Source organism: Nannocystis exedens (assembly GCF_002343915.1).
Lineage (GTDB): Bacteria > Myxococcota_A > Polyangia > Nannocystales > Nannocystaceae > Nannocystis > Nannocystis exedens.
Map to the genome: position 1 here is coordinate 9,083,354 of NZ_NETK01000001.1, position 13,203 is coordinate 9,096,556.

9 protein-coding genes are annotated in these 13,203 nt (G+C 72.6%); 5 read left to right on the forward strand and 4 right to left on the reverse strand.

Features of this window, described 5'->3' with window-relative positions:
* Positions 1–536: 536 nt before the first annotated feature.
* On the forward strand, positions 537–2,315 hold the full coding sequence (locus NAEX_RS51255; protein WP_170136277.1) for a pentapeptide repeat-containing protein: 1,779 nt from the start codon (positions 537–539) through the stop codon (positions 2,313–2,315).
* A gap of 373 nt (positions 2,316–2,688) precedes the next feature.
* Here the strand turns inward: NAEX_RS51255 and NAEX_RS35625 are convergent, their stop codons facing one another.
* The 3 genes from NAEX_RS35625 to NAEX_RS51260 all read right to left on the reverse strand — a co-directional run bounded on the left by NAEX_RS35625 (position 2,689) and on the right by NAEX_RS51260 (position 4,762).
* Complete coding sequence (locus NAEX_RS35625; protein WP_096331925.1) at positions 2,689–3,549, reverse strand: GNAT family N-acetyltransferase; 861 nt, start codon at positions 3,547–3,549, stop codon at positions 2,689–2,691.
* A gap of 107 nt (positions 3,550–3,656) precedes the next feature.
* On the reverse strand, positions 3,657–4,172 hold the full coding sequence (locus NAEX_RS35630; protein ID WP_096331926.1) for a cytochrome P460 family protein: 516 nt from the start codon (positions 4,170–4,172) through the stop codon (positions 3,657–3,659).
* Positions 4,169–4,762 carry a hypothetical protein gene (locus tag NAEX_RS51260; protein WP_170136278.1) on the reverse strand — a complete coding sequence of 198 codons (594 nt, stop codon included), beginning with the start codon at positions 4,760–4,762 and terminating at the stop codon, positions 4,169–4,171. Before NAEX_RS51260 ends, NAEX_RS35630 begins: the two co-directional genes overlap by 4 nt.
* A gap of 424 nt (positions 4,763–5,186) precedes the next feature.
* On the opposite strand from NAEX_RS51260, the gene NAEX_RS35645 reads away from it, so the two are divergent.
* On the forward strand, positions 5,187–6,335 hold the full coding sequence (locus NAEX_RS35645) for a formylglycine-generating enzyme family protein (RefSeq protein ID WP_170136279.1): 1,149 nt from the start codon (positions 5,187–5,189) through the stop codon (positions 6,333–6,335).
* A 25-nt stretch (positions 6,336–6,360) separates the two neighbouring features.
* On the opposite strand, the gene NAEX_RS35650 is transcribed toward NAEX_RS35645, so the two are convergent.
* Positions 6,361–8,769, reverse strand: a complete 2,409-nt coding sequence (locus NAEX_RS35650; protein ID WP_143141339.1) for a hypothetical protein — start codon at positions 8,767–8,769, stop codon at positions 6,361–6,363.
* 462 nt (positions 8,770–9,231) lie between these two features.
* Between NAEX_RS35650 and NAEX_RS35655 the strand changes: the two genes are divergently transcribed.
* The 3 genes from NAEX_RS35655 (at position 9,232) to NAEX_RS35665 (ending at position 13,134) form a co-directional block, all read left to right on the forward strand.
* Positions 9,232–10,251, forward strand: coding sequence for an SDR family oxidoreductase (locus NAEX_RS35655; RefSeq protein ID WP_096331930.1), 1,020 nt, complete (start codon positions 9,232–9,234; stop codon positions 10,249–10,251).
* A 206-nt stretch (positions 10,252–10,457) separates the two neighbouring features.
* Complete coding sequence (locus tag NAEX_RS35660; RefSeq protein WP_096331931.1) at positions 10,458–12,140, forward strand: hypothetical protein; 1,683 nt, start codon at positions 10,458–10,460, stop codon at positions 12,138–12,140.
* 67 nt (positions 12,141–12,207) lie between these two features.
* Positions 12,208–13,134 carry an AraC family transcriptional regulator gene (locus tag NAEX_RS35665; protein WP_170136280.1) on the forward strand — a complete coding sequence of 309 codons (927 nt, stop codon included), beginning with the start codon at positions 12,208–12,210 and terminating at the stop codon, positions 13,132–13,134.
* Positions 13,135–13,203: the final 69 nt, after the last annotated feature.

A 13,203-nucleotide genomic window follows, 5' to 3' on the forward strand; every position in this document is an offset into this window, starting at 1 on the left:
TCGCCGACTGCACCCGCGCGGAGCCGCGGAGCACCGGCCCGATCCTCGGCCCCATGCCCGGGCTCAACGGCCGGAGCGGCCCCGCGGGCCCGCTCACCCACAGCGTGATTGCCCATCCCCGGCTGACGCGCGGCGGCGCCGTGGCGGCTCGAGCGTCGGTCCCGGCCTTCTCGCCCGAGCGTGCCGGAGTACTCGCGCGGCGGCAGCGTGATCGGGGGAGCGGCCGCTCGCGCCCCGAGCAGGCGACGCGGACGATCCCCCTGTCGCCGTCACGCCCCGGACCTACGTGCCGACGCGCGGTCGAATTTTTCGTCCGCGCGCTGCGACAACGGATCCGCCCGCCTGTCATGCCCGCAGGAGGCCGGACCACGCGAGCGTCGTGCTCGGCGTCGGGCTCCGCCTGCGCCGCGTCGCGCGCCTGCGCGGCAACCAAGGAATCGTCCATGCCCACCACGTTCACGCGTCCTCACGCCTCGCTCTCCCGCTCCCTGCTCTCCGCCTCGCGTCTCGGGCCCTCGCTGCTGCTGAGCGCGTCCGTGCTCGCCCCCCTGGCCTGCGACGACGCGACGGCCGACCGCGACGACGCGTCCGCGATCGACCTGCGCGACGGCGGCGCGTGTCCTTGCGACGGCGGCGTCGATCACCTCGGCAACCCGGTGAGCACCGACGTCTGCGGCCAGCAGGTGTGCGGCGAAGACTTCCAGTACTACGCCTGCGGCCCGACCGGCTGGGTCGCGCAGGGCGGCGTCTGCGGCGGCGACGACGGCTGCGACTGCCCCGGCGGCACCGACCACCTCGGCAACCCGGTGCACGCGACCACCTGCGGCCAGCAGGTCTGCGGCGAAGACTTCCAGTACTACGCCTGCGGGCAGACCGGCTGGGTCGCGCAGGGCGGTGTCTGCGGCGGCGGCGACGACGCCGGCGACGACGACTGCGACTGCCCCGGCGGCACCGACCACCTCGGCAACGCGGTGCACGCGACCGTCTGCGGCCAGCAGATCTGCGGCGAAGACTTCCAGTACTACGCGTGCGGGCAGGACGGCTGGGTCGCCCAGGGCGGCGTCTGCGGCGGTGATGACGGCTGCGACTGCCCCGGCGGCACCGACCATCTCGGCAACGCGGTGCACGCGACGAGCTGCGGTCAGCAGGTCTGCGGCGAGGACTTGCAGTACTACGCGTGCGGGCAGGACGGCTGGGTCGCTCAGGGCGGCGTCTGCGGCGGCGACGGCGGCGGCGGGCTCGTCTTCACCACGCCGGCGCAGCTGCAGAGCGCGCTCGACAACGGCGTCGACGTCCGCGGCGCGACGATCACCTTCCCGTTCGCGATGAACGTGACGATGAAGGACTTCCGCGACGTGCACTTCGCCGGCGGGGTCGACGGCGGGTGGTTCTTCGGCACCGAGCTCGACGGCGCGGTGTTCTCCGGCCTCGTCCGGCGCGCGCCCTTCCTGTACGCCGACCTCGACGGCGCCGACTTCAGCGGCGCCACGCTCGATCGCTGCGACTTCGCCTTCACCGTCAACGCCGACACCGCGACCTGGCCGGCGGCGAACGCGATCACCCGGACCGTGTGGACCGGCTCGGGCTCGCGCTCGGCGGCGATGCTCCCGCACACGCGGCTCGACACGCTCGTCGCGCCCGCGACCCTCGACGCGCTGCTCGCCGGCGGGCTCGTCAGCGACGGCATGCTCGGGTCGTCGTGGCGCAGCTACCTCTACGACTCGTACCTCGCGTGCGTCGGCGGCGGCACTTCCAAATACTTCCACCTCAAGTCCTACGTGTTCGACGCCGTCGACGGCCGCTACTCGGGCGGCTCGTACGTCAGCCCCGCGGGCGGCCCGACCCTCGCGTTCATGCACGACCTCGACTACGAGAACAACGCCACCCCGGAGTTCGCCGGCTACATCGACCGCGCGCTCGCCGACTTGATCGCCTCGAACGAGGCGGCCTACCTCGACGACCCCTTCGGCGGCCGCGTCAGCTGGTCGTCCGAGCGCGGCGTCGTCGACGCGCTCGCCGACCTCTACGCCAGCCCCGAGGCCTGGTACGCCGCGCTCTTCAATTACGCGGTCCAGTGGAACACCCCGACCGCCAGCCGCAACGCCGCCGAGATCGCGCTCGCGCCGGACACGATCGCCGCGACCCTCGCGACGCTCGGCGGCGCGGCGAGGCAGCAGTTCATCAACCTCGCCGCCGACCGGCTCTTCAGCATGGAGGACCTCGTCGGCGACCCGTATCGCGCGACCATCGTCGCGGCGATCCACGCCGTGCTGCGCGCGCGTCCGGCCGGGGCGATGCCCTGCCCGCACCTGTGAGCGCCCACCGGCGATCGCCTGCGAGGCTCGCGCCCGCGGGCGATCCGCCGGTGAGCGATCCGCGGCCGCGCGTCATGGAAGCCCCCCAGCTCCTGGCAGTTCTCGAGCGCGAACGGCACTGTCAGCGCCCCGAAGTCCGGAACGCCGCCTGTGGGAGCAGCCTCGCCCTCGTTCGTCGGCTCGTCCGGCCTGGTGTTCTGCTCGAGCGCAATGTCCTGATTGCGAGTCACGTAGGCGCGCAGGCCAAAGGGGTCGCCGGAGGCAGGATCGGCCCACGTCTTCATTGGTCTCGAGCAGGGGGCCACGTTCACCGGCGCGTTGGCCCCGCTCGTCGAGGCCCGGGTCCGACCCCGACGCGCGGGGAGGGACGCCATCAGGTGCGCGCGAGCACCGGGAAGCGGTCGGGCAGCGAACGCGTCGCCAGGCCGCGCACGAACAGGTAGGCGTCGGCCTCCACCTCGACCGGCTCGGCCTGCGGCCACCACAGATCGGGGGTGAAGCCGAAGCGCAGCGCCCGGATCGGCCGATCGATCAGGCGCGGCAATTGTTCGCGCAGGTCGAACGGCGCGCGCGCGACGATGTCGTCGATGTGCAGGACGTCGCCCTCGATCTTGGCGAACACCCAGGCGTCCTCGTTCAACGCCCGCAACGGGCTGGCGAATCCGTTGGCGGCGTACCAGGTCGCAATCGAGCCATAGCCGCGGGCGCCGAAGCGATCGCTGATCGGCGTCGCCAGGGCGGCCAGGGCCCGGAAGCTCGCTCGCTGGGCCGGATCGGCGAGGTCGACGACGGGCGCGGGATCGGGGGCAGGGGCGGCGCCGTGCTCGGCCCCGAAGACGTGTTGCGGTCGCGGCACGAAGCCGAAGCGCGGGTAGAAGTGGCGCACCGTCTCGTTGGCGAACAGCAGCACCGGAGCGTCGCCGCAATGCGCCAGAGCGGCGGTCATCGCCGCGCGGGCGAGGCCGCGGCCGCGATGCTCGGGCAGGCAGCCGACCGCGCCGAGCTGACAGCCGACGATGTCCCGGCCCTGCACGCGCAGGCGCATGCGGCTGACCGAGGCATTGGCGAGCACGCGGCCGTCCTCGACCACCGCGAACGCGCGGTAGTCGTCGTCCCATTCGCCCCACTCGCACCAGCGGCGGAAGTCGATCCCGGGGAAGACTTCGGAGATGTACTCCCAATACGCGGCCTGCAAGCGCGAGCTGCGTTGGTCGATCATGGTCGGCCGGGGCATGGGCAGAGATTGTGCCGGGTCGATGCTCGACTCAAGCCGCGGGCCGCGCATCGTCCGGCAGCGTTCGCCACGCGACGGCGGCCTCGAGGGCGCCGAGCGATCGGCGGTCAGCCGGGCTCGGGCGGGTGCACGAAGTCGATGCCTGCGTCGTGGCACCCGACACAACCGCGCTCGCCTGTCCCGGCGACCAGGCGCTTCGCGCCCGCGTCCGTCCCGAATTGTTCGTACCACAACCAGCCCTCGCCGCCCGGCCCGGACGCGCGCAGCTTGAGCATCACCGCGAAGCCGCGCAGCGTCACCAGGTCGCCCTCGTAGAGCTCGCGCACCGCCGCGGACCCGATCGGGTGCTCGCCCGTGCCCGCGCGCATCGACGCGGCCAGCGTCTCGTTGAAGAACACCCGCGCGCCGCCGTGCTCGCTGGTCGCATGCACGCGCGACTGCGCCGGCCAGTCGCGGTAGCCGGACGCGCGCAGCCAGCCGCCGATCGCGGCGGGATCGGCCGGCGCCGCCGCAGGCACGGGTTCGACGGGCTGCGCGGCCGCCACGGGCGCCGGCACGGCCTCTGCGCCGGCGCCGTCGCAGCCGAGCGCCGCGATCCCGAGCGAGAGCGCCAGCCGCCTCACTCGAGCGCTCCTCCGGCGATCCAGTCGTAGACGAGCTGCGCGTCCGCCTCCCCGAGGCCCATCGAACCTGCCGGCATCTTCGCCGCGCACACGTCGCCCTCGTCGAGGGCGATCGGCCGGACGTGGCGCCACAGGACGCTCTCCTCCGGCGCACCGGGGACCACGCGCACGTGCAGGCCGCACGTGACCTGCGACGATTCGACCTCGACCAGATTGGCGTGAGCGGTGGCCTCGTCGGTCATCAGCAGCTCGCCTGCCATGTTGCCGTGGCAGTAGCCGGCGAGACAGCCGTTCGTCATGAAGATCGACTCGTAGACCTCGGTGAAGCTCGGCGCGGCGGCGCCGGTGTCCGTGGTGCTCTCCTCCGTGGTGGTGGAGGTCGGTGCGCCGGTCTCGGTGGTGTCCTGGCCCTGGCCGGTGGTCGGCGCGCTGGTCCCCGTGGTGTCCGGGCTCGACCCGCTCGCGGTCTGCCCGCTGGAATCGTCGGTCGACGAGCCCGGGCCCGTCGACGCGCCGGTCGGGTCCGCGGTCGAGCTCTCCGTCGCGGTGGTGGACGGTGCGGGACTGTCACAAGCGAGCAGCCCAGCCACGGCGAGCGCGGCAGCCCGACGAAATGCATGAAGACGAAGGCGACCGAGATTCATGGGTTTTGACTCCGACCCGAGGGTAGAGCCCGCCCGCACTGCCGACAATTCGTCATTTTTTCACGGCGCTGTATCGCCGCGCTGTACAATGAAGACCACCTGCTCGTCGCGCCGCCGACCGAGCGAGGGACACGGCTCGAAGGCCGTCGCTCGCCGAAAAATACCCCTGCGGGCCCGCAAGCGCGCTCGGGGGCGCGACCCCCGGTTCAGGAGCGACCCCGGCGAGGCGGGCGGGGACGGCCGCGAGCGACCCCGCTTCCGGGAAAAATGGGGGCCCGGCGAATTGATTCCGGGGGACCGTCGAATTCACTCCGCGAGGGTTCGGATAGCCTTTCCGCGCCCACCCCCGCTCGAGCCCCGCGAGTCGCCGATGCCCACGTTCCACCGTCCTGTCCGCACCCCCTCTTCACCGAGCCCCGCACGTCGCTGCGCGGCCTCGTGGCTGCTCGCGCTGCTCGGGGCCGCCTGCGGGTGCAAGCCGCCGGCGAGCGACGATCGAAGCTCGACCGCGACGAACTCGACCACATCGGGTCACGCCGGCGTGCCGAGCTCCGGCTCGTCCGCGTCGACCGGCGCCGGGTCGAGCGACGCAGGCGGCACGGCCGAGCCACCCGAGTGCGGCTCCGGGGCGAGCTGCGCCTGCGGCACGCTGGGATGCGCGTGCGGCCCCGACGGCGTCTGCAGCGAAGGCGCCTGCAACCCCGACACGGGCACCTGTACTTTGGAGCAGGACGGCATGGTGCGCGTGCCGGCCGGGCCGTTCTGGATGGGCTGCCGCGAGGGGGTGGACACCGACGCGAGCTCGGGGCCGTGCCCCAAGACGCAGCTGCCGTACCGCCAGGTGACGCTCGACGCGTTCTGGATCGATCGCCTGGAGGTGACGAAGGGCTCCTACCGCCTGTGCATCGCAGCGGGCGTGTGTGCGGCGCCGCCGCGGTGGGACGCGGAGTGGTACAAGGACGGGACGTTCGTCCCGGGGCAGGACGACATGCCGGTCGCCTCGGTCACCTGGACGCAGGCCAATACGTATTGTGCGTGGCTCGGGAAGCGACTGCCGAGCGACGCGGAGTGGGAGAAGGCGGCCCGCGGTACGGACGGCCGTAAATACCCGTGGGGCTCCACCGAGCCCACCTGCGAGCACGCCAACTTCAGGCCGTGGGACATCGCCGGGGTGAAGCCGGGCGAGGCGTGCCCGTATCGGGCCATGTTCGAGACCCTCACGCCCGTGGGAATGTTCTGCCGGCGCGGCGCTTCGCCGTACGGCGCCTGTGACATGTCAGGGAACGTCCTCGAGTGGGCCGCCGACGGCTACGACTTCGCCGGGTACGAGGGCCTCCCGGCCGAGGATCCGCTCCGCGAGCCGACAGAGGGCCCCGTCTCCCGGCGGGGCTCGGGCTGGGGCGCGTGGACGCTCAGCCAGGGCGGATACTCCCTGCGCACCTCGCAGCGGCAGGGCGGGGGGCGCGACGACCTCAACGAGACGCTCGAGACGGGGTTCCGCTGCGCGCGTTCGGGTTGAAGTCGTCGGGCGGAGTGGGGCGCGCTCAGGGACAGGCGACCGGCGCGGTCAGGTAGCTGTACGAGGAGAACTGCATCATGTCGTGGACGAGCTCTTCGATGTCGGTCCACTCGACGTGGTTGCGGCAGAGCGCGCCGTCGAGGAACTCGGTCATGTCGAGGCCGACGCCGCCGCGAGTGTCGAGGTTCGGGCGGGCCGGGTTCGCGGGCATGTGGTTGCCGCCGAGGTAGCGGACGATCACGTCCTGGAAGTCGGCCGCGGAGCCGAAGGTGTCGAACGTGCCGAAGTTCACCGTCGCCGGATTCGCCGCGAGGATCAGGCCGTCGCCGTTGTCGTAGCGGGTGAACGTGTTCGCGGGCTCGGCCGCCCCGCCGTCCCAGAAGTCCCACAGGATGCGCGCGGACCAGCCGCCGAAGCCCTGGTCTCCGGTCGTGGCGTAGAGGTCGAGGGGCAGCGCGGCGACCCAGGCGCCGGTTCCGCCGCTCGCCTGCTTGAAGTTGCCCTGGAAGTCGAAGAGCTCGCACTCGCCGACCCCGGTGGCGGCCTTGAACAACCAGTTCGTCCCGAGCAGCTCCTTCACCATCATCGAGGCGAAGCCCTCGCCGAACGCGCCGGCCCACTCGTTCGGGCCCGAGTTCCCGTCCAGCTTGGCCATGAACTGGTGCTGGAACCAGTGCAGGGTCTCGTGCGCGAGCGCGAACGGGTCCCTCTGATCGGGGTTCGAGGCGGTGCCGCACACCTCGATCGTCGTGGACCCGAGAACATAGCACGAGGTCCCGCCGCAACCGACGTTGCCGTTGTCGAACTGGAAGTAGAGCCACGGGAAGGCGCCGAGCTCCGCGTCGCCGAGGAGGTACGGCTTGGCCCACTCCTGCAGGTGAATCCCGCTCATGAACGTGGAGAATTCGCCGTACTCGCTGTTGAACTGCGAGTAGTACTTGGTGCCCCAGTCGTGCGAGGACACGTTGGCCGGGATGTTGACGGTGCCGAGCACGCTATGGTGGGTCAGGCCGTTGTAGCCGCGGCTGATGACGCGGAAGACCCCGTTGCCGGCGTGCGGCTTGGCGCGCGCGGTGTAATTGTTGCTGCCGCACTCCCTGGGGACGACCCGTTGCCACATCCCCGATTCGTTGGTGAGGGTGGTATACACATGGCCGCAATCGTCGAGGATCTCGATGGTGACCTTGCGCAAGGGGTGGGTCGCGGAGCTCGTGCTCATGACGCCGTACTGCGGGTGCCTCGCGTTGCCCGGGTCGGCCGCCCCGCTCTGGGTGATGCGCTGGTACGTGAGCGCGCCGCTCATGCTGATCGTGCCCGGCGGGAGCCAGGAGCCGATGTTCCACGCCGGGGGCACCGCCATGACGGGGGTGTACGCCAGGTTCCCGGCCGCGTAGGTGCCGAAGCTGAGCTCCATCGAGAACGGGTCGCCGCTGCTCACCCCGGCGAGGTGAGACGGACGAATCCGCAGCGGCAGCGAGATCTGGGCCGAGCACGGCGCGCTCGACGAGCACGTCGAGTTCTTGATCCACACCTCGCTGGTGGCGTAGCCGTCCGTGCCGGCCTCGCGGATGTTGACGATCAGCGCCTTGCCGTCCATGTTGGTCGGCGTCAAGATCTTGCCGCTCAGCGTGGCCGCGCCGCCCGAGGAGTTCACGATCGTGAACGAGGCGGTGTCGAGGGCCACGGCGGTCGAGCTGCCCACGGGCATGTCCCCGATGACGAAGTCGCCGTTGGTGCTGTCGTGGACCGTGATCGCGCCGGTCGGTTCGGGGGTGTAGCGGACCGTGAACGCGTCCCACACGGTGCGGCTCACCATGCCGTCGGTGATCTCGATCGGGAGGTCGTACTCGCCGGCCGGCGTCGTGTTGGTGGCCGACAGCACGTAGGTGACCAGGTACCTGCCCCCGCCGAGGTCGACGACGAACTCGTCGCCGGGGTCGTACTCGCTGTCGACGGCGCCGAAGTCGACCGCGATGTCGAGCCCCGCCTCGGGCGCGTACACGGTGACCGCCACCGTGTCGCCGGAGGTGTGGGAGAACCCGGCGACCTTGACGTCCAGGATGTCGACGGCGGGGTTGGTGAAGTGGACGGCCAAAGCATCGGTCGTCACGACGCCGCCGCAGGTCCCGGTGGCGACGATCGTGTGCGAGCCCGAGCCGAACTCGGACTCGTCGAGGCACGGCGCCCGCGGCGGCGTCAGCAGGTCCAGCCCGGGCGCGTAGTCGACGAGCAGGGCCGAATCGACGTAGAGCTGGGCAGCCGACGGCTCGGGACAGTCGTACGTGATGTTCACGCACGTCAGGCCGGGCGTGTTCGAGGCGGCGAGGGCGATGTCGGTGGCCGCGAGCGCCACCGCGGGCATCGAGGAGAGGGCGGCTCCGATGGCGGTAAGGAGGATCCGCGCGGTGCTCGGGGAGATGGATTGCACAATCATGTCGAACGTTCCTTCTCGTGCGCTGCGACCCGATCGCCGCCGAGCCGCTTCTGCGGTCGATCTCCGGCGAGCGCGACGCACTCGGGGAAGCGACCGACGCAGGGTGAGCAGAGCGGGGATCAGGCGCGCAGGGCTGTCTCTTAGGGGAGAGTGACGATGTCGCCGGGCGACACCTGCGATGTCGAAGCTCCGGCCGTTTCAATTCGCCGGCACGACATCTTTTTCGCGTGGACGGGACGTCGCCCGGCATGCGCCTGTTGGCGTCGACCCCGGTCGCCCGGGGAGCGCGGAGCTTGCGCGGCTCCTCGTCGCGCCGCTCCCCGGGCCGGTCGGCTGCACGCCGGACGGGCCGGGCGGCCCAGCCCTCGGTCGCGCGGCCGACGACGCGCGCCCGGCGGCCTGCGCCGCCCGACGCGAGGTGGCGCGGCGAGCCGGGGGGTCCATACCTGCCCGCGGAGACGCATGGCACCGAAGGACAGCGACACGATCACGCGACGTCGGCTGGTCGGCACGATGAGCGCCGGGCTCGCGGCGGCGGCCGTCGCGGGCTCGGCCACCGCCGCCGCGGCGCCCGCGAGCGCCGGCGGGTCCGTGAAGACGGCCCGGCCGCAGAACCCGACCACGCAGTACCCGCGCCCGCCGTTCCCGGCGCAGCCGCAGCCGTGGCCAGGGCTGGCGAGCAAGATGACGCCGCGGCCGGACCACGGCGAGAAGAGCTACCGCGGGTCCGGCAGGTTGGCCGGGCGCAAGGCGCTGCTGACCGGCGGCGACTCGGGCATCGGCCGCGCGGCGGCGATCGCCTTCGCCCGCGAGGGCGCCGACGTGGCCATCAACTATCTGCCGGCCGAGGAGTCGGACGCGCAGGAGGTGATCGCGCTGATCCGCGCCGAGGGGCGCAAGGCCGTGGCTGTCCCCGGGGACATCCGCGACGAGGCGTTCTGCAAGAGGCTGGTCGCGGCCGCGGTCGAGCAGCTCGGCGGGCTCGACATCCTCGTCAACAACGCGGCCCGACAGCAGCAGCGCAAGTCGATCCTCGAGCTGACCACCGAGGACTTCGACGCGACCTTCAAGACCAACGTGTACGCGATGTTCTGGATCACCAAGGCCGCGCTGCCGCACATGTCGGCCGGCGCGTCGATCATCAACACCGCGTCGGTACAGGCCGTCGATCCGTCGGCCAACCTCCTCGACTATGCGCAGACCAAGGCGGCGATCGTCGCCTTCTCCAAGTCGCTGGCCAAGCAGCTCGCGCCGCAGGGGATCCGCGTCAACGCGATCGCGCCCGGGCCGTTCTGGACGCCGCTGCAGCCGAGCGGCGGGCAGCCGCCGGACAAGCTGGCGAACTTCGGCGGCGACACCCCGCTCGGCCGCCCGGGCCAGCCGGCGGAGATCGCCCCGCTGTACGTGCTGCTGGCGTCGGCGGAGTCGAGCTATTGCACGGGGCAAGTGCTCGGCGCCTCCGGCGGGACCGGGAAGTTTTAAAGGACAATGGGCGCCGGCGCGACCGCGCGTTCGCGTCCCAGGCCCGACCTGGGTCACGGACAGGGGGAGCTGCGAGCGGGCGACAGCGTGGTTTCCGCGCCGGGCCAGTTTTGGCCGTGGTAGAGCTTCGAGGGCCGCGCTCGGGTGGGCGCGGGACCTGCCGCATGCTCCGGGCGCTTCATGCACGAGTGGCTCGAGACCCACCAGTGACGCCGAGCCGGCGCGCGTCGCTGGCCTACTTCGCCGGGACGTGGGCGCTCCTCACGGGGTTTCGCGCCCACGCGCCGCTCCACCTCGACACCGCCCGCGATCTGCTGATCGCCCGCGATTGCGTGCTCGGCGGTCCTTGCCCCGGCGCCGGGCCCCGCAGCAGCTTCGCGGGGCTGATGCAGGGCGCCACCTGGTCGCGCCTGCTCGAGCTGCGCGAGCTCCTCGGCTGGGAGCTGGCGGCGATCGAGCGCGTCGCCGACCTGCTGGTGGCGTGCGCGGCCGCCCTGGTCCCGCTGGTCGCGCGCCGCCTGGGCGCGCCCGCGAATGCGCTGACCTGGGCGCTGTGGTTCCCGCTCACGCTGTGGACGATCGGCTACCCGCGGCTGTGGAACCCGACGCCGTGGCCGCTGGCGCTGGTGCTGACATTCCTCGGCTTGCTGCACGGGGTGCGCACCGGCGGCGCCCCGGCGCTGGTCGCCGCCGCGGCCGCGCTGGCGCTGGCGGTCGACATCCACGTCGGCGCCGCGGTGCTGGTGCCGTTCGCGGTATTCGTGGCAGCCGCGACGGCGCGCCGGCCGGCGCTGGCGCTGCCGGCGGCGAGTCTGGTGTTCGTCGGCGCGCTCGCGGCGAGCTCGCCCGGGGCGTTCGCCGAGAACCGAGCGATCGTCGCGGCCCATGCGATGGCGGGGCTCGGCGGGCTCGTGCTGGCGCTCGCCGCCGGGCTGGCGGCGCGGCGATGGTTCGCCGGCCCCGAGCTGCGACGGGCGCGGATCGTCGCCGCGCTCGCCTGCATCTACGGTGCGGTGGTGTTGACATTGCTGTCGCGGGTCAGCGGCCACGGGCTCGACCCGCGTTACTTCGCGCCGGTGGTCACGCCGGCGGCGCTCGTCGTGAGCCTGGGGCTGAGCCCGCGGATCCCTCCCCGGGTGCGCCTCGCAATCGCGGGCCTGGTGGCGGCAGGACACGTCGGGCTGTGGGCGGCGCAGCGCGCCTTCGATCCGCAGCTCCGCCTGGTCGAGGCGGAGGCGATCGGGCGCGAGCTGTACGGCCGCGGCCTGGCGTTCGGCGACCTCTATCGCCACCTCCGCGGCCCGCGAGCGTTCGACCTGGTGTCCACGCTGGCCGCGCTCGAGCCGCCCGACGGGCGTGCAGCCGGGCACGAGACGCGCGACCTGCTGGTCGTACGCGCCGACCGCTCGGCGCTGCCCGACCCGCTGCCGGGCGACTGGCGCGTCGTGGCGCTCGAGGAGGGCCGGGTGGCGGTGATCGTGGCCGTCACGCCGACCCTCGATCTGACGCGATTCGAGGTCTGCGGCGATGCGGACGATTGCACCGCGATCGCCGTCGACGTCGCGCGCTTCGCCCAGGGCCCCGGCATGCAGTGGGCCGCGCGCGCCCACGCCGGGCTCGCCGACCTGTCGCGGCGATTCGCCGGCGCGACCGCGGGTCACTATCGGATCCGCCGCCGGCTCACCGAGCCGCTGCCACGAATCGCGCTGTTCCGCGACGATTGCCGGCGCTGGCAGCTCGACGCCGGCGAGCCCGCGGAGGTGGTGGCATTCACCGTGACGCCCGGTCCGCGCTGCCGCTGGTGGCTGCCGCCGCTGGTCGAGGTCGATGTGCGCGATCTCGCGCTGTCCTCGCTGGTGGCGGCGGCGGGCGGGGATTGGCCGCTTTGAGCGGGGGTCGGGCAAATTCGCAAGGGTCGTCAAGTCGGGGGGCGCGGGCTGCGGTACGACTCCGGGCGTGAAGGCGGAGACGCAATCCTTCTACGAGGCGGCGGTGCTGCGCACGGTCGTCCAGATCTCCCGGACGCTCGACCAGGCCCTCGACCTGGCGGCGCTGGCCCGCGGGGCCGCGCTGTCGCCGTTCCACTTCCACCGGGTGTTCCGCGGGATGGTCGGCGAGACGCCGCTCGAGATGCACCGACGCCTGCGACTCGAGCGAGCCGCACGCGCGCTGCTGACGAGCGACGCCGCGGTCACGGCGATCGCGTTCGACGCCGGCTACGAGACCCATGAGGCCTTCACCCGCGCCTTTCGCCAGGCCTACGGCGTGCCGCCGTCGGCCTTCCGGCAGGGCGTCCCCGATCCGCGGACCGGCTGCGTCCGGCCGCCGCAAGCCGAGCTCGCCGCGCCCTCGGGCGTGCATTACTGCGACGACCCGACGCGCGAGCTCCATGTTCACATCGCCACCAAGGAGTCCATCATGCAAGTCGACATCGAGACCAGGCCCGCCCTGCGGGTCGCCACCGTCACCCACATCGGTCCCTACAATCGGATCTCCGAGGCCTTCGCCCGCCTCGGGGCGCTGGCCGGGCCGGCCGGGCTGTTCGCCAGCCCGGCGGCGGCGATGGTCGCCATCTACTACGACGAGCCCGAGGTCACCCCGCCCGAGCAGCTGCGCTCCGACGCCGGCCTGGTGGTCCCCGAGGGCGTGCCGCTGCCCGCCGGCCTCGGGGAGCAGCGCCTCCCCGCCGGCCGCTACGCCCGGACGACCCACATCGGCCCGTACACCGAGCTCGGCGACGCGTGGTCGCGGCTGATGGGCGGATGGCTGCCGCGCAGCGGGCAGCGGGTGGGCGAGGGCCACAGCTACGAGGTGTACCGCAACGACCCCACCAACACGCCGCCCGAGCGACTCCACACCGAGCTGTACCTGCCGCTGGCGTGATTCGTTCACGCGAGCGCGGGGGCGCGGTCCAGGGAGCGACGATCGGCGCGTGCTCGGCGACGGCGTGCG

Coding starts and splice junctions, on each gene's coding strand:
- NAEX_RS35625 (WP_096331925.1), bottom strand. CDS start 3,549: ATGCCCCGGCCGACCATGATCGACCAACGCAGCTCGCGCTTGCAGGCC.
- NAEX_RS35645 (WP_170136279.1), top strand. CDS start 5,187: ATGCCCACGTTCCACCGTCCTGTCCGCACCCCCTCTTCACCGAGCCCC.
- NAEX_RS35650 (WP_143141339.1), bottom strand. CDS start 8,769: ATGATTGTGCAATCCATCTCCCCGAGCACCGCGCGGATCCTCCTTACC.
- NAEX_RS35655 (WP_096331930.1), top strand. CDS start 9,232: ATGGCACCGAAGGACAGCGACACGATCACGCGACGTCGGCTGGTCGGC.